Origin of the sequence: Halobaculum sp. EA56 (assembly GCF_051195075.1) — an archaeon.
Classification (GTDB): domain Archaea; phylum Halobacteriota; class Halobacteria; order Halobacteriales; family Haloferacaceae; genus Halobaculum.
Window position 1 is genome coordinate 64067 of the sequence record NZ_JBNTJX010000013.1, and the last position, 26432, is coordinate 90498.

Genomic DNA, 26432 nt, shown 5'->3' on the forward strand with positions numbered 1-26432 from the left:
TCTCGTATCAATCTGACGCGAGCCCTGGTCTCTTCGCATGGCTGTCCCAGTGCTGCCCACTCGCGAGGGTACGCCCGTCAGCACAGACTCGTACACCCCAGAGAGCACTCCGCTCTCGGGAGATTTCGGGGACCACTGAAACCACACTCGGAGCGCGTCCCGGGATACCCGTGTCCATTGACATCCTCCCGCGCCTGAAGACGCGGGAATCCCAACCGCCGTTGGGATATTGTGGTCTACGACGTGACCTGTTCTCGAGGTGCGAACGCACCAGTTTCCTTGTCAAACAGGAACGTCGATGGCTGTGCCAACCAGCCGTTACTCCTATCTCCCCCATCGCAGGCGAGACTCGGAGATACTTTCTGCCGGATGTTCTCTGCACCATTCACGTCCGCGTTCGCTACCGCGTCACACTCATCGCAGACATACAGCCCACGTTCAACACGGTTCGCGTCACGTTCCCGGCCACAACACGAACACGTCTGTGACGTATCACGCTCTGAGACTTCCTCTACCGCGATACCCTCCTCTGCTGCCTTGTAGGCCAGCAGATCGGTGAACCGGTCGAACGCCCACGAGTGCAAGTCCAGATTCCCGTCTGGTCCCCAGTCTTTCACCTCGTCAGTCTCGTCGTCTCCACGGACGCCGGAGAGATCACCGACCACGATCGTCCCGACACCCTCCTCGACAACACCGCTCAACGATGTGTTTCGAGAGCGTATGGAAGTAGTGAGTCCGACGAGCTGACTTCTTTTGGTGCAGCCGCGTGGCTTGCTCGGAGGTCGAGTCGTCACACCGAGCGATGCGCTTGTTGAAGTAGTAGTCGTCCTGTTTCAGACACTTCAGCGGGTACAGCTCGGCGTGGCCGTCCTCGTAGGCAAGCGCGGCGAAGTTAGTAATCCCGAGGTCAACGCCCACGGTCTTCTCGCCGGGCGCTTCAGCAACGTCGATCCCGACTTTGCACACGAAGTGTAGTTCCCACTCGTCACCAGTCCAGACGGCCCGGACCTGTTGGACACTCTCGACAGTGAAGAGGTCAACGTCGGGGCGAGTCTGGTATTCACAGAGGGCGAAGTCCGACCAGTAGTCTTTGAGATCCGACCCTTTTGACAGTCGCACTCGACCGTATCGGGTGTCGAGTGTGAAGCCGGCGTCTTTGAACGTGACCGTGCTTCGCGGGTGTTCGTCGCCGCGGTTGCGGTAGCCGGGCGGGTTCGCTCGTGCGTCTCCGTTCTGCCGTTTGCCGTACCAGCCGGTGAACGCCTCAGCGAGTTCTTGAAGCACGCGCTGACTTGACTGAGAATGGAGGTCATCGTAGCGTTCGTGGCTCTTGAGGTACGCGGTGAGTTCACTGTGACCGGGGATGTGGCCGATTTCGGACCAGATACGGTCACAGACCCACCGTCCGACGTTCCAGAGTTTCGACGCGGCGAACCCGAGCGAATCCAAGTCGTCAGACACCTGAGACTGGTTCCTGATGATCCAGAAGCCGGATTTGCCCGTCAGGTTTGCAGACCCGTCCCATCTCGTTTAGTCCCTCGATAGGGTCTGGAAAGGTGCAAGTCGAGAGGGACGAGACGACGTGGTCGAACGAATCGTCTGCAAACGAAAGACGTTGAGCATCCATCTGCTCAAGTTCGACCTGCCGATCAAGGCCGTCCGCTCTCTTGCGAGCGCGATCAAGCATGGGTTTACTGACGTCGATCCCGACCAAGTCGGCGGATTTGGGGAGATAGCGGAAGTTTTCCCCCGTCCCACAGGCAACTTCGAGGACGCGTCCACTAACGTCCCCGAACTGGTGACGGCGGGTGCGCCGTTCTATAAGCTGCTTCAGCCAGTGTGTGTCGGCATAGTCCGCGGCTTCTTCCTCGTCATAGGCAGCTTTGATCTCTCCAGGTGATCGGTTGTTTCATCGCAGTTCGTGTCCGACCACGGGCCTACTCGTTTTCCATGGCAGCGGTATCGAGTCCGACGGGTCGTCCCTGCTCGCAGTTCACAGCGAGAACTACGTCTCGAAGCGAGTTGAGTCTGCGCTCAACGACGTCCAACGGATGTGAATCGATGAAGTCCGCAGGTTCGTGCGCGACTGGTGTCGCGCCGTCGTTCACCTGCAGGTGAACTGGTCCGAGGTCGTCGTGCGTGTCGTCTTGATGCCAGCCGACTAGCAGGCTTCGGTCTGGCTCGATCCAATTGAACCAGTAGTACTCGTGCGGCTCACCAGTCTGCAGTTGAAAGCCGATCTCGATCCGCGCGGCGGTCACCGGATATTCGTCGTCGTCCAAGAACTGCCGCGGGTTCACGTCGGCGACGACCCGGTACGGGCCCGCTTCGCGCGGGTCAGAACGCCGTTGCTGAACGGTATTAAACGAGCCGTTGAGTCGATTCTGGATGCGGTCGTGGAGCCGCTTGTCCTGCAAGTTCACCCGGTTAGCGAGGAAGACAACCATCAGACGAGTGTCGACTGAGAGTCAGTCCGCGGTGAAGAGAGGCCGATAACGTCATCATAGAGGTGGAGGGCGTGTTTCACGAGCCCGAGCTCCGTGTTTATCGCCTCCCACGTGGCGATAACGTTCCGACGCTCACGAAGCTCCGCAGCCGAGAACTCCTCGTCAGCGAGTTGGTCCCGGAACTCATCGAGTGAACTGACGCCGTACTCCGTCGCCAACTCTTCCTGTTCCTCCGTTAGTTCTGTGAGCTGGCTCTCCAGTTCGTCACGCGAGTGAGCCTCGATCAAGTCCGTCACTTCGTCGAAGAGCATCCGGACCGGGTTCAGGTCGTAGGCCTTCGTCCCGTCGACGGTCGTTTCTGTGACCCAGTCGTCACTCTGCAGCCGCTGGAGTTCGTCGTCGGCTGTCGCGCGCGAGACGTCTGCCCGGTCCGCGATCTCCTGCACCGGCGTTGGCTCGTCTAGCAGTTCCACAACGTGCCGGACACGCTCACGGCCGCTCATATTCTCCGTCCACGACTCCGAATTCGAGTCAGCCATCGTACGAGCGCTTGCACCGCGTGGCGGAAATAATTTTCTCATGTTCAAATATTCAAACCGGAGTGGCGGTTATCAGGGGGAGTGTCCATTCACAGCTTCCGACAACAGGCGATAGAAGCTTAATGATAATTTTTTAATATATCTGTCTGAGCAGTCAAACTGGACGCTCAAACTGCCATATCGTTTACGTAGACCGTCGGATAGATTTTCAGCTTCGATCAGTTCTCACCGTGAAAAACTCGCTCTGCGAGATATCTTTCGTCAATTCTCGTCTCTTGTTCAAAATATTCGAAAAATCTCGTCATGAACCGCCATCGGAACCTGGCTTCGCGTTGCGCCGGGGGAGTGTGAAGCGCGTCCAATCGCTCGGCAGCCCACTCGTAGAGGATCGTGAGGTCCGGGTCGCCATCTCGACCGAGGTCGCTTCGGACCTCAGTGTCGATGGTTGCATATCGGTCGCCTGCCCGGCCGGAGCGTTCCCCGATGATACAGGCGAGGCGAACGATCCCGATCGCACCGGCGGCTTGGAGCTTGTCCGCGTCGAACAGAAGTTCGGCCTCTGGCGTTTGCGGCTCCGGTGAGGAGGGACGGATACTGTGAGACCGGAGACAATGTTGGATCGCTTCGACCGTCTCGACCGGGACGTCTCCGTCGTGTTCTGCCAAGAGCTCTGTCACCTCGGCTGCAGCCCACTCGCCGTGGTTGTCGATGCGTCCTCGACGCTCACGGGGACGCCCGATATCGTGTAACCACGCCGCTGCAGCGAGGATTTCTCTGTCTACGGGCTCATCGTAGGCAGCTGCCAACTTCCCGCCTAGTCGCCTGACCCGGTTCGCATGGAACGCGTCGTGTGCCGGAAGGGCATCATCGTAGTACGGCATCGCCAACTCTCTCGCGAGTGATGGCAGGGGTTCGTCCATTGGACTGTCGAGTTTCCTACTACCCAATGAGTGCTTTGCCAATCGACGTACACAGCCAGTATCCCTTTCCCGACCGTGATTTAATCCTACAGTGGTTCACGGAGTCAGGGAGTGTGAAGGTCGCGACCTTGTGATCGGGCTCACGATGATGGTCGCAGCAGTCCGGTACATCGCAATTCAACACATTAAAAAATATATCTTGGCTGGTAAATCGGAACAGGGAGACCGACTCCGAACGTGGGTCGTGTCGGTTTTATTTTATTATCAAACTTGTTGACCTACTCCTAGAAAATCTGATAATAACTCTGTTAGAAATCATCGGTTGATGATTGGCTGAAGCAAAAATTAACTGTGGAATGATGTATAGATCTTTAACCATATGATCGTTCACTGAACTACATAAATATTATATATGTTCCTTCCACATGCACGCGATGGATCCATGGTGTTAGGTGACAACAACGACAGGATCGTGTTGGGGATACTGGGTGTATCGATAGTCATGCTCGTCGCCATGTTCCTCGGTGGATCGACGGGCCAGATACTGTTCTCGTACACCATTGTGGTGTTCTTTGGCTTGTACGTCCTCTTGGGAACACGCCCACAGGAACAAGACGTCGATGGGGCGCCGTTCACGAAGTTATCGGCGGGACTCGTTCTCCTGTTGGGTGCGTTATTCGCCGCACTGTGGTACTTCCACTTCCAGAATCCGGGCTACACGGATCCCGTCTACTGGCTGGGGTTCCCGCGAGCGACGGCCGTACTCGTGTACGGCCTCTGGATGCCGCCGGCGTTGTACATGATGTTCGCATATCCGTATCTGTTCGACCAGTACATCTGGAAGGAGGAGGAAGCTGTCGAATTCCAGGAGATGGAGCGGCGTGAGGCCCCGACCGCTGCTGGAGGTGACGACTGATGGCACTCGATACTATCATCGTCGCGATCGCAGTGCTGTACCTCCTGATCGTCATCGGGATCGGGATCTGGGGGACCCAACAGACAGAGAGCACGGCGGACTTCCTGATCAGTGGGAAACGCTTTGCCGGATGGGCGATCGCCTTCTCCGCGTTCGCCTCTATCATGAGCGGGTTCGGATTCATCGGCGGTCCGGGCCTGTTCTACGCTGGCGGGTACGCGTTCCTGTGGATCGCCATCGTCGCGCCGCTGGCCTTCCCGATCTCGTGGTTCGTGCTCGGCAAGAAGATGCGGTTGCTCGCGGAGGTCCGTGATATTCTCACGATCCCCGACGCTGTCCACGCTCGCTACGACAGCGACACGGTGCGTGTGCTCACGGCGATTTCGGTCCTGCTCGGTGTCATTTCGTATCTCGCCGTCCAGCTGAAGGCGATGGGATTCGTCCTGGGGGAGATCCTCGGGACATCCCAGCTGGTGGCCGTTCTCATCGCGACTGCGGTCATCGCGGTCTATACGATCGGCGGCGGCATGATCGCGGGCGTCATGACCGACGCATTACAGGGCGGTGTGATGGTCGTCGGGAGCATTCTCGTCTTCTTCCTGGCGTTCAATTACGGCGGTGGATTCACCCAGATGAGCCAGGATATCGCGGTTAACGACCCCACGTTCGCCGGCGCCTTCGGGAGCTTCCCGGTCATGCTCACCCTGTGTTGGTACTTCCTGTTCACCGTCGGGAACTCCGGGCAGCCACACATGGCACACAAGCTGTACATGGTTCGTGACGTGAACCTGCTCAAGTGGGGCGCACCCATCGCCGCGCTGTCGTACTTCGCCGCCTCGCTGATGATGCTCGGTATCGGGATCTCTGTCCGCGCCGGCGTCGAGACGGGTGCGCTGAGTGCGCTGTCGAACCCGGACAACGCGGCGCCGTTCTTCCTCACGGAGTTCGTCCCGCCGGTGCTGGCCGGGATCGTGTTTGCCGCGGCTCTCGGGGCGATCATGAGCACTAGTGACGCTTTCATCAATATCGGCGCCGCGAACCTGGCGCGTGACATCCCCATCGGACTCGGGTTCGAGTACAGTTCCGACTCGCAGGAACTGTGGGGTCACCGCATCGGCAGCGCCGTCATCATCGTCGGCTCGCTGCTGCTGGCGTATTTCGCCGAGATTCTGGTCGGCCTCCTCGGCGTGGTCGGCTGGGCGCTGTTCGCCAGCGCGCTCGTGCCGCTGTTGGGCATCGGACTCAACTGGGACGGTGCCACCAAGGAGGGTGCCATCGCGTCGGCCGCTGTCGCGCTCGTGTCGAACCTCGGGCTAGCGATCGGACAGCAGTTCTTCGGTATCACCCTCCCGAACAGTGTGGTCATCGGTGCTTTCACCCTCGTGCTCGCCTCCGTCGTGCTCATCGGGGTGAGTTTCGTCACCGACACCCACGCTCGCGACGCGATTACGCAGGACATCCGGAAGGTCGTCTCGGTCTGAACGGCCCTGTGACGACCGTTTCAGTTCGCTGAATTATTTTTCCGTGACGTCGATATCGTACATGTCTCGCAAGGTCGTTGCCAACGTTCTCACGTCCTGGCCGCGTCGCCAATGGTAGAACTCGGACGTCTGCCCTGAGGTCTCGACGGCGAGCTTCGGCTTGAACAGCAGCGACCCACTACGGAGACGGATTTCGTCGACGTTGACGATGTCGATGGCGAAGCTCCGGGAGTGGTCCAGCAGGTCATCGAGTGGACGGGTCAGATATTCACGACCGACTTTCGCCGCCTCCCGTTCTCGCCCGCTCCGACGGAGGAGATAGGACTTGAACGACTCCTCGACGTACACACAATAGACCCGGTCGGGGTCGAAGAACAGTTCGTGATGATGGAACGTCCGGGGGCGGACCCGGTACCAGCCCGTCGCCCAGACCCGGGGTCGTGAATCGACCTCGACGACGACTGGGGCCTTTCGCCGAGCATCGTCATCGGGGTCGATACCGGCAGGCGCTGTGGCGCCGGAGTCCCCCTCAGTAGGGTCGCCGTCGCCGTCGATGCCACCATCCGTGCTGAGTGGGAGTTCGATCCCGCTCTCGGGATCGGGTTCAGTTCCGTCGGTCGGCTCATCCGACCTATCACTCCCGCGCAGGGGGGCCGACGGTGCTGTCTCATCGCGAGTCATGGGTGATAGGGTGGAAGTCGGCATTCGAGAAGGGCGGCCGCGTACGTCTTCCCTTGGGTGTCGTAGCGAAGGCTGACTGGACCCCCACCGTCGAGCGCCCGTTCACACAGGAAGTTGAACGCATGCAAATTCGGGAGTTCGTATCGGGTAACCGCCCCCTCGACGAGCCCGTCGAACTGTTCGGCCACGAAGGAGGCGGTCACCTGGTCTGTGAGCCGCTCGTAGGCCTGTGCATCCTCCGCGACGAGACCGATGTTCAGTCGGTTTCCTTTGTCACCTGACCGACCGTGCGCGATGTCGCCGATACAAAGGGGATCGTCACGGTCCGGATCTGCCGAGCGGGACGGTGTCTCGTCAGGCACGGATAGTCACCTCCGGGTCCACGTGCTCGCGCGAAACGAGTGTGGGCCACGTGTCGATGACGGGCGTCGGCGACGGTCGGCCGCCGTCTGTGAGGCCCGTCACCGCTGGTGGCCCTGCCATCGAGAGCGGTGCGAACTCCATGCCGAGTCGACGCAGGTCGTCTTTGACCGGCCCTCGGGCTGCCAGTCGGACCATGATTTCGTTGTACTCCCCTCGGTTCGGTGCCATCGGCCCGTGCGCCGCGTTGTGGCCGATGTACTCGACGTGTGTCTCGGAGAGCTCCAAGCCCAACTCGTCGATTCGCTCGTCGAGGATGGCCGCCGCCCGTTTCGCCTTCTCGAGCGCGTTCGGCTGAGAATACAGCAGCTGTCCGGCTACTTTGTAGCCCCGCTGATGGTGGACGGTGGCCTTGAGTTGATCCGGGGGTGCGTGTCCGGTGATGCCAGCGAGTTGGACCCTGTCCGTAGCGGGTTCCGAGAGCTCGATCGACGTGAAGTCTGCCGTGACATCGGGAGTGAGATATGCCGTGGGGTCGCCGATCTCGTAGACCAGTTGCTCGGTGACGGTGTCGGTTGTCACAGCTCCGCCCGTCCCCGATGGTTTCGTAATCGTGACGGTTCCGTCTGCAGTGACCTCGGCGATCGGATAGCCGATATCAGTGAACGAGAGGTCCTCCCACTCTCCGAGGAAGTTTCCACCCGTGACCTGGGTACCACATTCGATGAGGTGACCGGCCACTGTCCCGGCTGCCAGTCGGTCGTAGTCGGTCGCCGACCAATCGAACTCATAGAGGAGCGGCCCGAGCGTGAGTGCGGGATCGGCAACTCGACCGGTGATGACGATGTCCGCATCGGCTGCCAGTGCATCCCGGATCGGGATCGCGCCCAAATACGCCGCCGCAGCCAGCGGCTCGATGTCGTCGGGCATCGGTTCACCCGTCTCGAGATGGGAGATCTCCCCCGTATGCGCGAGGTCCGCAACCGCCGTAGTGATCTCCGATCCCGTCACGGTCGCGATCGTCGGGTCCCGTCCGCGCTCGGCTGCGAGTTCCGCGACGCGGTCGGCACACGAATCAGGATCGATGCCGCCCGCGTTCGTGACGACTGTGATGTCCCTGTCGAGCAGCTCTTCGAGGTGTTCGTCGATAATTAGCTCTACGAAGTCCGTTGCATACCCTGGCCGGCCGGACTCCTGAAGGCGTGCCAGAATACCCATCGTCACTTCCGCGAGATACTCGAGTTGAAGATACTCGAGGTCCTCGTCTTCGTCCATCCCCGTCCGTTCGAGGAGTCGACCGGGTGCGTCCGGGTAATCGCCCCAGAAGCCGGCGCCAGAGGCGATCCGAATCATCGGAGTTCGTCCAGTAGCTCTTCGGCACGGTCCTGGCGGATGGCGTCTTCCTCGACCAGTCGGTCGGCGACCTCGTCGACGAGATCACCCGTCGCACCGGCCTGGATCGCGATATTCTTCGCGTGGAGGTTCATGTGACCGGTCTGGATGCCCTCGCTGACGAGTGCCCGTAATCCGGCGTAGTTCTGTGCCAACCCGACCGCGGCGAGGATCCCGGCCAACTCGTCGGCCGAGTCCACGTCGAGAATGTCCATCGCCGCCCGGGCCGCCGGCTGAAGTTGGGTCGCCCCGCCGACGGTCCCCACCTGTATCGGGAGTTCGATGCTGCAGGCGAGGTTGCCGTCGTCGTCGACCTCGTAGGTCGTCAGTGGGCCATACCCCCCGCGTGCGGCGTAGGCGTGGGCACCGGCCTCGATAGCCCGCCAGTCGTTGAACGTCGCCGTCGTGACCGCGTCGATACCGTTCATGATCCCCTTGTTGTGCGTCGCAGCACGATAGGGGTCGGCCGCGGCGAAGGCCCAGGCATCGACGATTCGGTCACGGACCGCCTCACCCGAGAGGTCGCTGTCGTCGTCCGTCAGTGCCTCCGGTGGCACACGTGCACTGGCACGGGCGAGGCGACGGTCGGCAAGATTCGAGAGGATGCGTAACTGAACGGTGCCCTCGGTGAGAGCTTCGATTTCGGGTGCGAGGGCTTCGGCCATCGAGTTGACCGCGTTCCCACCCATCGCGTCGCGGACGTCGACGATGAGGTGGGTGATCACCATCCCACCTCGAGCGCTATCGAGCACACGCACCTCCACATCTTGACACCCCCCACCGTGTTCGACGAGGACCGGGTCTTCCTCGTTCGCCAACTCGATGAGCCGGTCTGCGTCGTTCAGAATCCGCGTCTTCGCTGCGTGGGGGTCGGCGACGTCCGTGGCCTGGATCTGGGCGATCATGATCGGTCCGGTCACGTTCGTCGTGAACCCACCAGTTTCTCTGGCCATTCGCGCCCCGTAGGAGGCTGCTGCGACGACGCTCGTTTCCTCGATCGCCATCGGAATGAGTCGGTCGGCCCCGTCGATCCGGAAGTTCGTCGCGATCCCGACCGGATACTCGATGGTGCCGACGACGTTTTCGCTGATGGTGTCGGCACGTTCATCCGCGAGGCCACCAGCGGCGAGTGCTTCGATCGCCTCCTCGTCGAGATCACAGCGGTCGGCCACCTCCTGTCGTCGGTCCTCGATACTTAGTTTGTACAGGCCGGGGATGCGAGAATCCATACCGCGATGATGGCCGGGCACTTTTCATAAAGCCTTGCCCACGGGCGATTTCGCTCGTGTGTTTGAGGGGCCCCGAACCGGTGCCTCCTGCATGCTACAGCAATCCTCTGCTGTTCTCACAAAAGGGCGCACCACCCCCCTCGAGGCGTGGTGATACAGAGGTGATCTGCTGTGTCGGATCCACAGAAGCCGGAGGGAGCGGTCGCTCCGGACGTGAACGCGAAGCGAAGAGCCGAATGTGGCTACACGACGCTTTCACACAACTACGTTCCGGAGTACCTCGCGGACAGATAATAGATCACCGGCACACCAGCAGCCGTCGGCCACAACCAGGCTGCAACTCCGAGCATCGGCGTGAGGTTTACCGCTGACACGGCGCTCACGGTCGCAATGAACGCCCCCAGCATCCGCTGGAGATGGCTCACGATCCGGTCATCCGGTGCGGCACGTCGAAACGTCCGGACATCCAGTCCGGCGAAGGCGATCCCGATCGCGGCGAAGACGGCCATGACGACCCCGAACGACCGGCCGTCAACCAGCCATACGAGCCCCCAGCCGCCGAGCAGCCCACACGCGATGAGGGTACTGCAGGCGGCGACCCAGTCAACCGGACGGGCATCCCCAGCCGGCCGGCCCCGCGAGAGCACGCGGTACCCCGAGAACGCGAGGTAGCCGCTGAACACGGCAACGAGCGTGAGGAGGATCCGGAACGTCGTCGGGTCGAGCGCGGCCAGCGGAACGACGGTACTGACAGTGACTGCCATCGACGCGAGGAACCCCTTCCCAGCCCGTCTGTGGCGCCGCCCCCCTTTCCGGGTCGCGAGCGCACCGGTGCCGGCGACGAGTGCCGCGACGCCCGCAGCGATGTGCAGTCGGAGCACCCACGCCTCGAACGTCGCCATGCGTGGCCCCTCCACCCCCGTCCACATAACGGTAGGTCCGACACGACCCTCGACGACGTAGCCGATCCCCGCGGCAGTCCCGAGCAGTCCCGCTCTGAAGCGACACTTCTGATCGGACTCCTCCTCAGTCAGATCCTCCACGCAGGAACGCGTCGACACGCCGTGCGATCGCGCTCCGGAGCTCCTCGATATCGACCGTCGTCTCGCCGTGGGCGAGCCGACACCAGTCCGCTCGCACCGTCCGGTCCACTGCGGCGTCGGTGAGTCTCGACACGCTCGGTGACGGACCGACCGCCTCGACGAGCGACCGAAGCACCTCGTCCGACGTGACCGACACGGCGTACTCCTCGACGGACGACGTGATCGGCTGCGCCGGCGGCGGCTCCCCCTCGTACTCGCCCGCGACCGTCCGCGCGGCCCCACCACCCTTCTTTCGATACAACACACCGTATGCGGGTTCCTCTCCCCACTGTGACTCGGGTGGTGCGATCCCGGCCGACCCGATGTCGCGCACGTGGACCTCCGTATCGATGGTCGGGAGCGTCGGCACTCCCAGCTCGTCGAACACCCGTTCGAGTTCGTGTGGGAGCAGCTGCGACTCGGGGTAGTCGACGTCGACGCCGACAACCGGCGGCGCCCGCGTCCAGTCGTATCCGCGGTGACGGCGATGGACGGCGACACAGCGGAGCGTGACGGCCGTCGGGTCGTCGACGGCGTGCCGGAGGGCCGTCCGGTCGAAACGCGTCCGGAGATACCCAACCACGAAGCCGAACGCTGGCGGGACCGCCTCGCCGCTGACCCAGCGGCGCGGCCGCTCGGCCGCTTTCCTCCCGTCGGCGAACGCGAACCGGAGGCGACCGTCCGAACCGAGACGCGATTCGAACGGCGTCCCGTCGGGATACTCGTACAGCCAGACGTGACCTGCGGTCAGGAACGCTTCGTCGACGGTTCCCAAGCGAGGCGGGGCGATCCCACGCGCGGGGGGTTCGGTCACGGGATGGCAGTTCAGCCCGACGGACTTGAACGTTCAGTCCAGTCGGGGGTCTTCCCGGAGGTGTGGCTTCTGATCGGTTCAGGCCCGGACGCGCGATATCTAACGGTAGTCGATTCGCCCGGTCCGGATCGTGTCTGTATCCGGAACTGTCGCGGATGGCGATAGTATTATCGCGTTCGCTTGAAAGGGTAGCCGTAGATTGGACGCCACACGACACGACGGACCGAACGCGGCGATATCGACCCCGGACGGCTCGCGACGACCGTGACAACGGTTACTCCGGTAGCGGCGGTGCTATGGGTGGGAGGAGCCGCGTCGCTCGCGATGCTGGGCGCAGTGCTGTACACCCGTCGCGTCAGCCTCGGCGGCCCGGAAGTCACCGCCTACATCGGCCTGTCGGCCGGTGCGACGATGTGGGCCTGGGCGTACGCGCTCCAGTTACACGCAAAGACGGTGGCGGCGACGCTGGCCTACAACGACATCGTCTGGGTGGGGATCGCGTGTGTGGGTGCGTCGTGGCCGGTGTTCGCTCTCGCTGTCGCCGGGGATCATCGGCTCCTGACCAGGGGATCGATCGCAGTGTTCGTCCTCGTCCCCGCGACGACGGCCGCCCTCGTGATCACGAACCCCGCACACGGGCTGATGTACGCGGATATCTCGGTGGTGGAGGGCCGACTCGTTCGTCTCGACGTGGACCCGCGGGTTGGGTTCCTCGCGTTCGTGGTGTATTCGTACCTGCTCAACCTCGGCGTCCTGTGGCGACTGGCTGCCAACAGTCGGGCCGTCGAGCGAACGACACGGGTACGTCGGCTGTTGGTGTTCGCCGCCGGCGCGATTCCCATCGTCGCGGGGACAGTGAGCCTGTTCGTCTCCCCGGTCGATTCACCGCCGGTCGATCTCACGCCGGTGATGTTCGCGATGACGACCGTCATTACGGGGATCGCCGTGACCCGATACCGTCTGCTGGATTCGACTGCGGTCGTGCGCGATCACGTCGTTCGTCACCTCCCGGATCCGGTCGTGGTCGTCGACGGCGACGGGGTCGTCCGGTCGTGCAACGACGTCGCGGACCGGTACTTCGATCTCCGAGGACTGGTGCCGGTGCCGGCTGCGACGGCGTTCGAGGACTATCCGGACCTCCTGACCACGCTTCACGAGCAACACGACGCCACCGCCGCATCGGATCGCTCGACGGTGGAGTTGACCACCGCACGTGTGGACGGCCCCGACGCGGCGGACGATGCGGACGCGACGCTCGACCCGGCAAGCGCGGATCGTGGCGAGGACGACCGCCGTCGATTCACGGTGTCGATCGCACGGTTGTCGGACACCGACGCCACGGTGCTCCTCTTTCGCGACATCACCGTTCAGCATCGCGCACAACAGCGTGCCACGGTGTTGAATCGGGTGCTCCGCCACGACCTCCGAAACGATCTCGCGGTGCTCAGCGGGTACGTCGACCGGCTCGAAACGCATCTCCGTGACCGTGGCGACGACGCCGGTCTCGAACAGCTCGCGGTGATCGCACAGCGGGCCGGCGAGATGATCTCGGTAACGAAGCAGGCTGCGACCGCCGAGGACGTCGCAGTCGGCGAGACACGTTCCCAGGTGTTCGATATCCGGGCGCTTATCGAGCGGCGGTGCCGGTCGCTCAACGAGGAGCATACCGGGGTGGACCTGGATGTCGACCTGCCGGGGGACGCTGTCTCTGTCGCCGCGCCGGGTGTGTTTCCCTCGGTGATCGACAACACGATCGAGAACGCGATCGAACACAACACCGCCGACAGTCCCGTGGTCGAGGTCTCGTTGCGGGTCGACGCTGATGAGGGGACTGCCGTCTTCCGTGTCTGTGATAACGGGCCGGGGCTGTCGGAGCGAGACCGTGCGGTGGTCGTCGGCGACGCCTCGCTCGATGAGGCGTCCGGGCTGGGACTGTGGCTGATCAATCGGATCGTGACGCAGGCGGGCGGTCGTGTCGACACTTCGTCGGCGTCGCTCGGCGAAGCGTGTCTCGAATTGACCCTCCCGTTGGCCGAGGACGACACGTTCGATGGCGCCTCTGATTCTCTCCCCGTGTCCGATACCCGAGACAAGGTGTGAAGGGTCTGTCGAGGTGATCTCTAACCGATAGCTTGTCGTGGCAGTGCTGAATAGATAGCGCATATCGGTCACGGAAATGTGTCCGCTGCGGCAGTTCCCATCGAGTTAGGAGTTCGTCAGGACTCATGAGGTTCGTTCCTCTAACGACAATTTGCAGTTTATAGTCGTTGTTCGAATGATACTGTTTCTGGGAAAAATATATACTGGACTGTTTTCTGAACATTAGTGAGTGAAGATGGTCCTGTTAGATGTTCTCGCCACTCTCGCAATCGCTGTCACAGCCTTTTACCTTCTATTTGCGATCATCCACCTCGTTGTCATCGGTGTAGGTGCCGTTGAGCTTCGGCGACGGTCTGGAACGAACCCCTCCAAAACGCCGTCTCCGATCACAGTCGCCATCCCAGCGTACAACGAACAACAGACCGCTGTCGAGGCAGTCTCGGCGGTCTTGAATCAGTCCTACCCGGTGTCGGTCGTTTTCATCGATGACGGATCATCGGACAGGACCTTCGAAGCTGTTTCCGGAGCATTTGATTTGAACCCCCTCACAGTGACCGATCAGCCAGCTGATGTCGAGCGTTTCGAAGCGCAGGATGAGCCGGTGACCGTTATTCGCCAGGAGAACCGTGGGAAATCGGCAGCACTCAACCGCGCCCTTGAGGTGTGTGAGACGCCGCTATTCGGAGTGGTCGACGCCGATACCATCATCGAACCCGAGACGCTGCCGAAACTCCTCGCACCGTTCGACAACGACGAGACCGTCGCCTGTGAAGGCTCGTTCCGGGTCGGGACTCCGGCTGGAAGTGACGATGAGAGCCATCTGCCAGCCTCGTGGGTCGAGCGAAACCAGGCCATCGAGCATCTTCGGGCACTTATCCTCCGCCAACTCGGGCGGGCTCGAGCCGACCTGATGGTTCACGTCTTCGGCGGATACTCTGCGTTTCGCACTGAACTGGTCCGCGCTGTCGGCGGGTTCGCGCCGGTCGAGACCGAGGACTTCAATCTGGCTCTCGCACTGCGACGGCACTGTCGGGAAACCGGTCGCCAGTGTCGGTTCGTCCACGTTCCGGATGCGGTCGCCTGGACACAGGTGCCGCCGACCCCTCGAGCAGTTGCAGACCAACGCGAGCGATGGGTCCGGGGAACAGTCCAGACGGTACAGAACCACGGCCGAGTGTTCGGGAATCCACGGTACGGCCGGGTGGGTGTTCTGGGCGTCCCATACTTCCTGCTCGGGGAAGTCGGATGGCCGATGGTAGAGGGGGTCGGCTATCTCGTCGTCCCCGCAGCGTGGCTTCTTGGGGCAGTTCCCCCGATCGTTCCGATTGCCTTCTTCGCCGGACTCCTGGCAGCCGGGCCGATCGCGTCCGTCTTTGCCGTCCTTGCGACGCGTGGGACCGATGTCGGGTACGACTCGACGGATCGCCGAACGCTTCTGAAAACTGCAGCCGGAGACCGATTATGGCGACCGGTCCAAGTGTCGATAGGCTCGTACAGCGTCGTTGACTATTTGCGACGGTAGAATCTGCTTCATTCGATTTGTCTGCGTATTGACCGAGATAACTCCCTGAGGTCGGCAAAACATTCGTAGCACCAAGGAACCGAAAGGTCGTTTCTCCGTTGAGGCGACGGCCAGTGTGTCGTTCCGCTGGCCTGGGGCCGGTTCGTTCAGATCCACGATGCCCCGTCCTCGACAGTGCTTTCTCCGAGTTCGGTTACTTTTGATCGGGGAAGCAGACGCACGAGCTGTGACCCGTACTTCGAGTGCAGTGACGGGAAAACGATACGCTCGCCATCTTTCGCCCCCTCCCATGCCGCCTGTGCAACCGACCGAGGGTCATTCGTCACACCTGCCAAGGTGTTGCTCTTCTCGACATTGCCACGATTGGCGTATTCGGTCTCGACCACCCCAGGACACACTGCGGTCACGGTCACGCCCGACCCGTCGAGTTCGTGCCCAAGTGCACGCGAGAACGACAGAACGTACGATTTCGTCCCGCTGTATACTGCCTTCTTCGGTATCGGATACAGTGCGGCCATCGACGCCGTGTTGAGGATACGCCCCTCCCCACGCTTGACCATCGGACGGAGGAACCGCTTCGTGAGCGACGTGAGTGCAACCATGTTGACCTCCATTATATCCCGTTCGTCCTCAAGTTCCGTCTCGTCAAACCGGCCGTATAGAGGGACTCCAGCGTTGTTGACGAGGGTGTGTATCTCGATCCCTTCGTTCGTGACCGCCTCAAACAACTCCTCGCCAGCTTTCTCCGCAGCGAGATCCTGCGTGATGACTGTCGCAGTCACTCCGTGAGTGGCTTCGAGTTCCTCGGCAAGGTTCTGTAAGCGTTCTTCGCGCCTAGCAGTTAGAACGAGATCGTACTGATCCATGGCGATTTCTCTTGCTAACGCGGCACCAATCCCGCTCGATGCCCCCGTGACGAGCGCGGTCCGATCAGCAGTTGTGGCTGGCGAAGACATGTGCTATTGGTTGCTATTGATAGAATTCAATAAAACGTTATCCTCTATCTCAAGTAGGATGTCGAGTGATGGATACACGCTCTGTATTCAGTAATTGTTTTTATCAATTCCAAATTATCTCAGCATTTTATATATAATAAACGAATTATTTTCCCACAAAATAGTGCGAGAAGCGATCGATAGCACGAATCCGTCTCATTGATCGGACAGGTCCAGATACAGTGCGCTCGCGTCGTCGCTCGGTTTCAGTCTCGGGAACCGACGACACTCGACATCGCGCTCCTCGACGGCTCGGATCCTGTCGACGACCGAGGTGAGGCCGTGGGTCGCCACCGTCGAGATGAGGGCCTCCCAGTTCGGAACGCAGTCGTAGGTGTCCACGGCCGCGACGAACCCGTCCGAACACACGAGCACGTCGTCGACTGCGCTCCGATCGAGCGTCATCGTGACGGCGTGATCTGCTGCCTGTGGAATGAGACCGAACGCCCAGTATCCGTCGGGCGTGTTCAACAGCGACCTAGTCTCTCGAAGCATCGGGAGCACTGATTGACGAGCGGTCGCGATGTCGCGCCCGTCCAGTACCCGTCCGTGTGCGACCTCGATCGCCGCCGTCTCGAACGGCCGGAGACGGTCGTCAGTGAGCGTCGACACGCGCCCGTCCTCGTAGCGAATCACGACGAGACAGTCAGCGAGGCCGAACAAGTCGAGGTGTTCGGGCCGCCATCTGACGATCATCCCGGCCGCAGCGGGTCGATCGACACGGTCGGGGGGAAACTCGCCGTCGAACTCCCGATATCTCGCCCGGACCGCCTGTATCGCGTCGGCGGCGATCTCCGTGAGGGAGGCGTCGGACGCCAACCGGTCACACACTTCCCGTTCGAGCGCGTGCACGTACCACCGGGCATCCGACTTGGCGGGCGTACGTGTCACATCTTTTAGTCCAGTCGCTCCGTCAAACACCCAGCAGCCGGCGTCGGTGTACCCTACGGTGTCCTCGTTTGGGTCGGTCCCCGCGTCGGTCACCGCGGCCGTCCGGTCAATCATCTGTGCTCGATGCCCCGGTTCCTCTCCGGTCCGAATACGCCGGGCGATGGTGGTGACATCGACTCCGTTGTCCGGCCTCCGGTTCGGCCATTAGAGGATAGTCGGTGTCGCACACGCCGCCGAACAGCTCGACGTATCGGTCGACGGCCGCTCTGGGGCCATCGCTCCGGTAGGCGGCGAGGACACTGTCGAGTCCGGCTTGCACTGGATCGGAGACGGGAACGTCTTCGAAGAGTTCGCGCCGGACCTCCTCGATCCCGTCCTCGGCGGGACTCGTGAGCGCCCGTTTGAGTCGCGTCGCGACCGAGGGAGTCCGCTCGGTTCTCGTGCGAAGCACGTCGCGAAACAGCTCCAGCGCCTCCCAAGTCTCGGCCGTGAGATCGAACTCCGACGGCCGGATCTTCTCCGGGCAGCGTGTCGTGAACGGACAGCCCGTCGGCGGCTGTCTCGGGTCCGGCGGCGATCCGTGCAGGCGGGGCGGGTCCCAGTCCGCCGTCGGATCGGGCTCCGGGACTGCCCCGAGGAGCGCCCGCGTGTACGGGTTCGCTGGCGACTCGAACACCGCATCCGCGTCGCCGACCTCCAGCAGGGTCCCCAGATACATCACCGCCACGCGGTCACAGACGTGGCGGACGACCGCGAGGTCGTGTGCGATCAGCAGGTAGGTGAGACCGAACTCCGCTTGAAGATCCGCAAGCAGCGAGAGGATCTGTGCTTGCACCGAGACGTCCAGCGCCGACACCGGCTCGTCGAGGACGAGGAACTCGGGTTCGAGCGCGAGCGCGCGTGCGATCCCGACACGCTGGCGTTGCCCGCCGGAGAACTGATGCGGATACCGATAGTAGTGCTCGGGTCGGAGCCCGACCCGTTCGAGGAGTCCCTGCACGCGTCGGCGGCGAGCGTCGCGAGTCTCCCAGTCGTGGACGTCGAGGGGCTCCCGCACGATCTCTCCGACGGTCATCCGGTCGTCGAGACTCGACTCGGGGTCCTGAAACACCATCTGACAGTGGCGTCGCCACCACGTCGACTCGGTCGAATCGAGGGACGAGACGTCCGTTCCGTCGAAAGTAACTGTTCCCTCAGTGGGCGATTCGTATCCCGCCAGCGTTCGTCCCAGCGTCGTCTTCCCGCACCCCGACTCGCCGACGAGTCCGACCGTCTCGCCTCGCTTGATATCGAGGGAGACGCCATCGACTGCCCGCACTGGGGGTCCGCTCAACACGCCACCCTCGTCGTAGTACGTGCGGAGGTTCTCGACCGAGAGCACCGTCTCCCCGCGCGTCGCCGTCACGGGCGTGAACGGGTTCTCGGACGACCGGGCGGGCGCGCGTGTCGACCCGTCGTCACTCACGAGCGATCACCGCCGGCAGGACCGGTCTCGGGGTCGACATGTCGGCCGTCACCGTCCGCGTCCTGTCCCGGCCAGTCGTCTGTCCCGACGGGCAGCTCATGTCGGGACCCGTCCGGATCGGACGCGGTGTGGATCTGCTGGCGTGTCGAGCTGTCGGCCGACTCGGGGTACAACAGACACGCGACCGAACGCTCGGCGACGCTCGCATCCGGTTCGGACGCGGGCGGGCTCGAACGGGCGTCGTTCGCCTCGGAATACGTCGGCGTGCCTCGCTCACCCGCAGGCGCGACGTGGCGGGGGTGGACCGCCTGACACGCCTCCCCCGCCTCCGCACACCGTGGGGCGAACCGACAGGAGGTGGCCTGCTCGGTCGGTGTCGGGACCTCGCCGTCGATCGGTTCGAACTCGCTTGTCCTCCGAACGCTCGGGACGCTCGCGAGGAGTCCACGCGTGTACGGGTGTTTCGGGTCGGCGAACAGCGCCTCCGTCGGGGCGCGCTCGACGATCTCGCCGGCGTACATCACGTTGATCCGGTCGGCGATCTGTGCGATCACGCCCATGTCGTGAGTGATGAACAGCATGCTCAGGTCGTACTCGTCCTGCAGATCCATCAGCAGTCGCAACAGTTGGGCCTGCGTCGTCACGTCGAGCGCCGTCGTCGGCTCGTCACAGACGAGCACCGACGGGTCACACGCCAGCGCCACGGCGATGAGAACTCGCTGTCGCATCCCGCCCGACAGTTGGTGGGGGTACTCGTCGAGTCGGCCGGCGGCGTCAGGGATACCCACCGATTCCAACAGATCGACTGCCTTATTAGTCGCGTCGTGCCCCCGGAGGCCACGCCGGTAGCGGAGCGCCTCCTTCAGCTGGTTTCCGACCGTGTACACCGGGTTCAACGCTGAGAGCGCGTCCTGAAACACCATCGCGATCTCCTCGCCGCGAAGCGACTCGACCGTCCGGGCGGCGCGTGGCCCGTCCCCGACGCGTTCGCCGCGAAACCTGATCTCGGTCCCCTCATGGACACGACCGGCGCTCTCGATCAACCCGACGAGCGAGCGCGCCGTCACCGTCTTGCCGGACCCGCTCTCGCCGACCAGCCCGACCGTTTCCCCCTCGTAGATGTCGAAGTCTACGCCGTCGACGGCGTGGACGCGCTCGTGATCCGTCTCGAAGGTTGTCCGGAGCGAGCGCACCGAGAGGAGCGGCTCCTCGCCGGGCCGACGTGGACCACCGTCGGTTCGGTGGGCGTCCGTGGCGTCGCCGGACCCGTCCGGTTCGGTCGACGTGTCCCGCCGATCCGTCATGCTCCACCCCCGCCCGCCGTGGCCGCCTCCGCGCCGCTCACGTCGCTTTGCGGGTCGATCGCGTCGCGGACGCCGTCGCCGAGCGCGTTGAACCCGGTCACGACGAGAACGATCAGCAGTCCCGGGATGAGCGAGATGTGCCACGAGCGCGTGTTCAGGTACGGTTGGCCGACGTTGATCGCCCTGCCCCACTCCGGCGTGGGGGGACTCACGCCCAGCCCCAGGAACGAGAGCCCGGCGATCCCGATGATGACGCCCCCGAGGATCATCGACCCGTAGACGAGCAGGTAGCCGACGATGTACGGGAGCATGTGCTTTCGCATCGTCGCCGTCGGGCGCTGTCCGAGCCCCTTCGCGGCTTCGACCCACGCCTCCGTCGAGACCCGGAGGGCTGGCCCCCGAACCGCACGCCAGAGACCCGGCCAGCCGGTTCCGGCGAACACGAGCGCGATGAGCACGCCCCCGTTGTACAGGCCGGCCAGCCACGTGTTCGCCAGCGCGACGGACACGAGAATGATGACCAGCAACTGTGGCATTGCCTGGACCGAGTCGCCCAGCAGGACCACCGCTAGATCGAGGCGACCGCGGTAGTAGGCTGACGAGAGCGCCAGTCCACCCGCGATGACGGCGCTGAGTGTGATGCTGAGCAATCCGATGAACAACGAGACGCGCGCGCCCGCTGCCATAAACGTGAACAGGTCCCGGCCCGAGGGGAGCGTGCCGAACGGGTGGAACCGACCGAACCGGTCGTACGTGAGCGGGCCGACGTTCCTCGATTGCGTCCCCTGTGAGGCCGTCCGGAGGTTCGCCGACCCGACGGTCGTCGTTTTTACGCTTTCGGCGCTTTCGGAGTAGTACACGAGTTCGTGTGAATACGACTGCCTGATGTTCTGTTCAGCGGTGGTCGGGGATACGGTCGGGGCGAACACCGCGAACGTGACGAACAGAACGACAACGATCAGTCCGAACTGGCCCCACCGATGACGGCTGAACCGATCGACTGCGTCGTCCATCGGGGTCCAGTCCGCCCGTCGATATCGGCGTCGATACAGGCGATAGCCGGCGACTGTCCAGACGAGCCAGACCACGACGTAGCCGAGGACGAGCGTGACTCGGAGCGCCCACGCTGCAGCCGGCGAGAGACCGAACGCGGTGCTGTGCCACCCCTTCCCCGGGATCCGGTAACCCTGGTTCGGGAGGAGCTCTCTGGAGAGCAGGGTCGGTATCCGCTCGACGGCTCGACGGACGGATTCAACCGTTTCACCCGGTATCAGGGCGAACGCTTCCGACGGGAGCGTGTTCACGATCAACGAGGCGACCGCCCCGATCTCGGGTACCAACAGTAGCACGGCCAGTATCCCCCATAGCACCGCGGGACCGGGGTCGGCGCGGATCCGGACGAGTGCCGACGCGCCCGGCCCATCCGTCGGGTCGCTCGCGTCGTCCTCGACGATGCTCCCCGGAGTCGGGAGCCCGTCCGGACGGATCGGTCGGCCGTCGTGGGCCGCGTTCGTCCGCTCGCGTTCGGTCGATCCCAGTCGTTCCGGTTCCGTCGACGGCGACTCTTCACTCGGCATCGTATCCCACCCGTGGATCGACTACCGTGTACGCGATGTCCTGAAGGATGTTCACGCCAACCAGAACGGCGATGAACACGAACATGAGCGACGTGGCGAGCGGGATGTCTCCCTGAACCGTCGCCCGGTAAAAGAGATAGCCGATGCCGTTGATCCCGAATATCACCTCGACGAGAACGGACCCGCCGATGAGCAGGAACGCCTCGCTGGTGATGACTGGAATGAGCGGGATCAGCGCATTCCTGAACACGTGTTTCCACACGACGACCCGGCTCGGGACGCCCTTCATTTTCGCCGTGTCGACGTACGCGTCCGATACCGTCTCGACGACCGCTGTTCGCCCGATCCGGAGCTCGTTCCCCATCGACGCCGAGCCGAGCACGAGCGCCGGCGGTAAGATCTTCTTCATCGCGGCCACCAGCGCATCGACCGTCCCCACGGACGCGATGCCGGGGGGCCCGATGATGTTCGTCGTCACGACCAGTCGTTCCCAGCTGACGCCCACGAGCTGCTTCGACTGCGAGAGCAGGCCGATCAACACGATCGCGAGCCAGAAGTTCGGCATGGCCCGCCAGACGATGCCGCCGAACGAGGCGAGGTAGTCGCGGCGCGTGTTTGACCGCAGACCCGCGTAAAACCCCAGTGGGATCCCGATCACGAGCGCGACCGTCACGGACCAGAACCCGAGCCAGAGCGTTCGCGGGGCGTACAGGGCAATGAGGTCGACGGTACTCCGGCCGGGGAACAACACCCACGACCGGCCGAGCTGGAGCGTGAATAGGTCCGCCATGAACTCGATGTACTGTTCGTGGAGGGGCTGTGTCAGCCCGAGCTCGCGCCTGATCTGTCGGTACTTCTGCTTCGACTGCGGGTCGCCGGTGATACCCATGATGGCGGCAGCCGGGTTGATCGGGCCGACTCGGATGATCAGGAACGTCATTGAGGTCCCGAACCACAGCACGAACACGGACATGGCGAGCCGCTTCGCGAGGTAGGCGAGCCGGCTCACGGATCCTCTCCACGGACCCGGTTCTCGGTCGGGACGCGTCGACTTCCGGATGAGGCCGCGTCACTCCGACTGCAACGACCGGAGTCCGGGGACTGAACCACGTCGCTGGCCTCGTCGGACGGAGCCGCCGATGTCCGAGGGGCACAGGTGTGCCGCCGGATCGGTGTCCACGGCATTTTGGAAGGATCTGAGGATGAACGTTGACGGATTACTGTGAGATGCTAAGCTGGTCGTACTGGCGTTCGTGGAAGCTCGAGGTCTTGACCGTCATGTCGACACGGTCGTACCAGAATTGCTGGGAGACGGGATGGTAGTTGAGCATGACCGGGGCGTCGTGCCAGTTGGCCTCCTCGAGGACGAGATATGCCTCGTTGCGCTTCTGCTGGGCCTCCTCGGAGGGTCCGAAGTTGTTCGCGACCGTCTCCCACGCCTCCTTCGCTCGCTTGGTCGCCGGCGTCGCCTCGCCCTTCCCGTCGGTCTTGCCCCACCGAGAGAAGTTGTTCGCGTTCGGGTACGCGAACTTCAGCGAGTCCGCCGGCGACGGATACGCCAGCCCGTTTCCGAGCGTGAAGAAGTCCAGCTTGTTGTTGATGGCGCCGTCGATGATCGCCGAGAAGGGCCGCTTGTCGATCGTCAGGTCGATGTGCGCGGGCTTGAGTTTGCTCTGGAGGATCTGCGCGATCCGCTGATACGCGCCCGGTTTGCGATCGGTGTAAATCGTGAACGTGAGATCGTACGGGCTGTCGCTGCCGTAGCCGGCGTCCTCCATCACCTGTCGTGCTGCATCGATCTGTGACTGTCTGTAGCCGTACGGGAAGCCGTCCTGTCCCCATTCTGTCTGGGCGTTCGCTCCGGTCTTCGCGTGTGCTGTGTACGCGTCGGCACCGCCGGGGAACACCGAGGGGGGCGTGTAGTGATACGCCGGCTGGCCGAGTCCCTTGAACGCCTGACTGAGCAGCACCTCCTGATTCGCGACGTGGTTGACCGCCCGTCTGACCGGCCGCTCGACCCGGTTGCAGTTGAAAATGAACCACGAGGTGTAGTTCGTCGGGAACGTGCCGTAGTTGACCGTCTCTCCGTTCGAGAGCGGACCGTACGTCCCGACGCGTTGTCCGAACTCCTTCGTGGTGGTGAGCGTCGCCTTGCGCTGTGTGAACTTCGAGGTCGGCACCTGGAAGACGTCGGAGTTGTTGTTGAGCGCGTAGGTGAACCGTGCGTTCGGGTCCTCCAGGATCTGCATGTCGATCGTCTCGACGTTCCCGCCGGTGCCGTGGTACTCCGAGAACTTCGAGAGCGAGACACCGGTCCCGGGGGTGAACGACTCGAACTGGTAGGGGCCGGACCCGATGGGATTTTGCTGTGCGAACTCCTGGTACGACAGCTCCCCCTCGTACCCCTCGATGTCGCCGACGATCCCCTCCGGGACCGGCGCGAGCGCGCCGTAGGAGAAGTTGTACAGCGCGTCGGTGAACGGCCGGACCAGGTCGACCTGTAGGGTGTAGTCGTCGACCGCCTCGACCGCCAACGACCCCGGCTCGTAGTTGCCCTCGGCGTCCTTCTGGTGGTCGACCTGGAAGCTCCCTAGGAGGATGATCTTCGACTCCTGGGCGTTCTCCGAGGCCGCTAGCCGCTCCCACGAGTACACGAAGTCCTGGGCCGTGAGTGTGCTTCCGTCGTGGAAGGACACGCCCTCCTTCAGTTGGAAGGTGTACCGCGTTCCCCCGTTTGAGACCGTGTAATCGGACGCGAGCTGGAGTTCCGGCTCTATCGACCCCTGCGGGAGGTACGTGAGCGTGTCGTATATTTGCTGTGTGACTTTCGTCGATCCGTCGCCTTTGATCTTGATCGGGTCGAACGAGTCCGTGCTCGAGATCGCGATGTCGAGTTTCGACGCCGGCATCGACGACGATGTCGAGGCGGTCGTCTTCCGGTCCGTCGTCGCCGGTCCCGTGGTGGTCTCCGTCGATCCGCTCTGTGACCCCGTACACCCTGCGAGTCCAACACCTGCTGCCACAGTCCCGTACAGGATCTCGCGACGCGAGATCCCGGACTGATCTGTCATACAATAATGACACCTCGCCATTCCTTATTATACGCTTATATGATTGGTTCCGATCGAAATGACCGATGCGTATCGATATGTTGTTTATATAGAGTTTAGACGTGAGCCGGGGAGACCTCGATGAACAGCGAGGAGTCAACGATCGAAGCAGCTCGCGGTAGAGCTCGCGGACGCGGGATGGGAACGGGCCGGTGGAGCAGTCAGTTGTGCGTCCGTGAACTCGACGAGGCACCGTTCGATCGTGGAGCGCCGCATGCGACGTCCCCGCTGAAGTTGTCTGGTCGCATCACCGACCGCGGACACGAACTCGACCGTGGTTCCGGACGGTCCGGTCCGGATATAAAGATAGCCGCTGGGATACGTACAAAGTGGCGGGGCGGTGATCTCCGTGTGCGTCTCGCCACGGACCACGAGCGGCACGTGCAGGTGCCCGGAGAGCACGAGCGGGTGCCGGTCCGTTTCGGCGAGCAGGTCTGCGATCCCGTCATCGGCCACCGGCGTGACGAGTAGAGTCCGCGGGATCCCGGCGGACCGAAGACACTCAATGGTCCGTTTCATCGGGTAGTGGATCGCAAGGCCAGTGGCGTGCGTATCTGTCAGCCCGCGGACTACAGCGTCTCTTAACGCGGTATCGATCTGCTTGTTCGACGCGCACGCACCGACCAACGAGAGATCGTCGGTCCGCGCCGTGTACGGGTACGGCTCAGGCGCCATGAGATCGGCGAATTCGTCGATGGAGACACCTCGGTCGGGATCGCCCTCGACGAGATCGTGATTGCCCGGAACCCCGTACACCGGCCAGTCAAGCGATTTGAGGCGGCGAGCGACGTGAGTGAGTGCGTCGACTCGTCCGGCATGGGTGACATCGCCGAGCACGACAACCATCGATGGATCGAGTCGTCGAACGTCGGCAAGCACCGTTTTGAACGCCCAGCTGGTTTCGGTTTCGGCAGCCCGCTCGGGGTCCGCCGGGTAGTGAACGTCCGAGAGAACGACGAACGACCGCTCGTCGGGAGTTCGCGGCTGAGGGAGTGCCGCGAGCGGAGTACTCCGACATTGGATCGGGGACGTGTCCGATGGCGGGGCCACGCGGGGAGTTCTCACACTCTCTGAAAGGCTCTTGCTATGAGGGGATCGTACCTCTCAATATTCCGAGTGACGAACCCGGTGTTGATACGTTATCCCATCTGAGAGATCCGCACACGATAAGATATGGTGATATTTTAATAAGATTAATCATCATATACAAAACAGAGAAAGGGGAGTATAGTTATACTCTTTCAATTGTGTTACCCATCTATGAGTAACACGGCGGGGATCCGGATTCTTCACGTCGATGACGAGCCGGATTTCGCCGAGATGGTAGCTACCTTTCTCGAACGTGAGGAAGACGGACTCACCGTCGAGACCGCACCGAGTGCCAGTGAGGGACTAGCGCGACTCGCCGATGGTGACGTCGACTGCGTCGTTTCTGACTACGAGATGCCCGGTCGGAACGGAATCGATTTCCTCGAACGCGTCCGTGAGGAGTATCCTGAGCTGCCGTTCATCTTGTATACAGGAAAGGGGAGTCAGTGACCCACGACTGAAGTCGTGGGCTTGTCAGTGGACTCCCCTTCAACCGTCGCTTGGACGGAGGCGTTGTA

The 26432-nt window shown here is 62.6% G+C and carries 22 protein-coding genes and 2 pseudogenes; 5 read left to right on the plus strand and 19 right to left on the minus strand.

Annotated elements, in window-relative coordinates; genetic code table 11:
- Positions 1–236: 236 nt before the first annotated feature.
- The 5 genes and pseudogenes from ACQUQ1_RS17215 to ACQUQ1_RS17235 all read right to left on the minus strand — a co-directional run bounded on the left by ACQUQ1_RS17215 (position 237) and on the right by ACQUQ1_RS17235 (position 3906).
- Positions 237–1506: pseudogene (locus ACQUQ1_RS17215) on the minus strand (RNA-guided endonuclease InsQ/TnpB family protein).
- The gene (locus ACQUQ1_RS17220) at positions 1454–1888 is read right to left on the minus strand and encodes a class I SAM-dependent methyltransferase (protein ID WP_435065555.1); all 435 of its coding nucleotides are present in this window, start codon (positions 1886–1888) and stop codon (positions 1454–1456) included. Before ACQUQ1_RS17220 ends, ACQUQ1_RS17215 begins: the two are co-directional and overlap by 53 nt.
- A 49-nt stretch (positions 1889–1937) precedes the next feature.
- Positions 1938–2447: a hypothetical protein gene (locus ACQUQ1_RS17225; RefSeq protein ID WP_435065535.1), complete on the minus strand. Its 510-nt coding sequence runs from the start codon at positions 2445–2447 to the stop codon at positions 1938–1940.
- The gene (locus ACQUQ1_RS17230) at positions 2447–2986 is read right to left on the minus strand and encodes a winged helix-turn-helix domain-containing protein (RefSeq protein ID WP_435065536.1); all 540 of its coding nucleotides are present in this window, start codon (positions 2984–2986) and stop codon (positions 2447–2449) included. Before ACQUQ1_RS17230 ends, ACQUQ1_RS17225 begins: the two co-directional genes overlap by 1 nt.
- Positions 2987–3204: 218 nt before the next feature.
- On the minus strand, positions 3205–3906 hold the full coding sequence (locus tag ACQUQ1_RS17235) for an HD domain-containing protein (protein ID WP_435065537.1): 702 nt from the start codon (positions 3904–3906) through the stop codon (positions 3205–3207).
- Positions 3907–4348: 442 nt separating this feature from the next.
- Between ACQUQ1_RS17235 and ACQUQ1_RS17240 the strand changes: the two genes are divergently transcribed.
- Positions 4349–4822, plus strand: a complete 474-nt coding sequence (locus ACQUQ1_RS17240) for a hypothetical protein (RefSeq protein WP_435065538.1) — start codon at positions 4349–4351, stop codon at positions 4820–4822.
- Positions 4822–6303 (plus strand): sodium:solute symporter family transporter, encoded by a 1482-nt coding sequence (locus tag ACQUQ1_RS17245; RefSeq protein ID WP_435065539.1) that lies wholly within the window; start codon positions 4822–4824, stop codon positions 6301–6303. The genes ACQUQ1_RS17240 and ACQUQ1_RS17245 overlap by 1 nt, the downstream gene beginning before the upstream one ends.
- 33 nt (positions 6304–6336) lie before the next feature.
- Here ACQUQ1_RS17245 and ACQUQ1_RS17250 read toward each other — a convergent pair whose 3' ends face one another.
- The 6 genes from ACQUQ1_RS17250 to ACQUQ1_RS17275 form a co-directional block, all read right to left on the minus strand.
- A complete protein-coding gene (locus ACQUQ1_RS17250) occupies positions 6337–6984 on the minus strand; it encodes a hypothetical protein (RefSeq protein WP_435065540.1) in 648 nt (215 codons plus the stop codon).
- On the minus strand, positions 6981–7346 hold the full coding sequence (locus tag ACQUQ1_RS17255; protein ID WP_435065541.1) for an AtuA-related protein: 366 nt from the start codon (positions 7344–7346) through the stop codon (positions 6981–6983). The genes ACQUQ1_RS17250 and ACQUQ1_RS17255 overlap by 4 nt, the downstream gene beginning before the upstream one ends.
- The gene (locus ACQUQ1_RS17260; protein ID WP_435065542.1) at positions 7339–8697 is read right to left on the minus strand and encodes an acyclic terpene utilization AtuA family protein; all 1359 of its coding nucleotides are present in this window, start codon (positions 8695–8697) and stop codon (positions 7339–7341) included. Before ACQUQ1_RS17260 ends, ACQUQ1_RS17255 begins: the two co-directional genes overlap by 8 nt.
- Positions 8694–9965, minus strand: coding sequence for a hydroxymethylglutaryl-CoA reductase, degradative (locus ACQUQ1_RS17265; protein ID WP_435065543.1), 1272 nt, complete (start codon positions 9963–9965; stop codon positions 8694–8696). Before ACQUQ1_RS17265 ends, ACQUQ1_RS17260 begins: the two co-directional genes overlap by 4 nt.
- 263 nt (positions 9966–10228) lie before the next feature.
- On the minus strand, positions 10229–10867 hold the full coding sequence (locus ACQUQ1_RS17270; protein ID WP_435065544.1) for a hypothetical protein: 639 nt from the start codon (positions 10865–10867) through the stop codon (positions 10229–10231).
- Positions 10868–10991: 124 nt separating this feature from the next.
- Entirely contained in the window at positions 10992–11861 is an 870-nt protein-coding gene (locus ACQUQ1_RS17275; protein ID WP_435065545.1) for a hypothetical protein, read from the minus strand.
- Positions 11862–12161: 300 nt separating this feature from the next.
- Here ACQUQ1_RS17275 and ACQUQ1_RS17280 point away from each other — a divergent pair, with 300 nt between their 5' ends.
- The gene (locus ACQUQ1_RS17280; protein WP_435065546.1) at positions 12162–13961 is read left to right on the plus strand and encodes a sensor histidine kinase; all 1800 of its coding nucleotides are present in this window, start codon (positions 12162–12164) and stop codon (positions 13959–13961) included.
- A gap of 235 nt (positions 13962–14196) precedes the next feature.
- Positions 14197–15483, plus strand: a complete 1287-nt coding sequence (locus ACQUQ1_RS17285; protein ID WP_435065556.1) for a glycosyltransferase — start codon at positions 14197–14199, stop codon at positions 15481–15483.
- A gap of 146 nt (positions 15484–15629) precedes the next feature.
- Here the strand turns inward: ACQUQ1_RS17285 and ACQUQ1_RS17290 are convergent, their stop codons facing one another.
- The 8 genes from ACQUQ1_RS17290 to ACQUQ1_RS17325 form a co-directional block, all read right to left on the minus strand.
- Positions 15630–16439, minus strand: coding sequence for an SDR family NAD(P)-dependent oxidoreductase (locus ACQUQ1_RS17290; RefSeq protein WP_435065547.1), 810 nt, complete (start codon positions 16437–16439; stop codon positions 15630–15632).
- Positions 16440–16634: 195 nt separating this feature from the next.
- The gene (locus tag ACQUQ1_RS17295) at positions 16635–17483 is read right to left on the minus strand and encodes a protein phosphatase 2C domain-containing protein (RefSeq protein WP_435065548.1); all 849 of its coding nucleotides are present in this window, start codon (positions 17481–17483) and stop codon (positions 16635–16637) included.
- Positions 17476–18774, minus strand: coding sequence for an ABC transporter ATP-binding protein (locus tag ACQUQ1_RS17300; RefSeq protein ID WP_435065557.1), 1299 nt, complete (start codon positions 18772–18774; stop codon positions 17476–17478). Before ACQUQ1_RS17300 ends, ACQUQ1_RS17295 begins: the two co-directional genes overlap by 8 nt.
- 56 nt (positions 18775–18830) lie before the next feature.
- Positions 18831–20138: an ABC transporter ATP-binding protein gene (locus tag ACQUQ1_RS17305; protein WP_435065549.1), complete on the minus strand. Its 1308-nt coding sequence runs from the start codon at positions 20136–20138 to the stop codon at positions 18831–18833.
- Positions 20135–21715, minus strand: coding sequence for an ABC transporter permease (locus ACQUQ1_RS17310; RefSeq protein ID WP_435065550.1), 1581 nt, complete (start codon positions 21713–21715; stop codon positions 20135–20137). Before ACQUQ1_RS17310 ends, ACQUQ1_RS17305 begins: the two co-directional genes overlap by 4 nt.
- A complete protein-coding gene (locus ACQUQ1_RS17315) occupies positions 21705–22724 on the minus strand; it encodes an ABC transporter permease (protein WP_435065551.1) in 1020 nt (339 codons plus the stop codon). Before ACQUQ1_RS17315 ends, ACQUQ1_RS17310 begins: the two co-directional genes overlap by 11 nt.
- A gap of 208 nt (positions 22725–22932) precedes the next feature.
- The gene (locus tag ACQUQ1_RS17320; protein WP_435065552.1) at positions 22933–24786 is read right to left on the minus strand and encodes an ABC transporter substrate-binding protein; all 1854 of its coding nucleotides are present in this window, start codon (positions 24784–24786) and stop codon (positions 22933–22935) included.
- A gap of 135 nt (positions 24787–24921) precedes the next feature.
- Entirely contained in the window at positions 24922–25890 is a 969-nt protein-coding gene (locus ACQUQ1_RS17325; protein ID WP_435065553.1) for a metallophosphoesterase family protein, read from the minus strand.
- A gap of 195 nt (positions 25891–26085) precedes the next feature.
- Between ACQUQ1_RS17325 and ACQUQ1_RS17330 the strand changes: the two are divergent.
- Positions 26086–26361: pseudogene (locus tag ACQUQ1_RS17330) on the plus strand (response regulator); the annotation flags it as partial.
- Positions 26362–26432 lie beyond the last annotated feature (71 nt).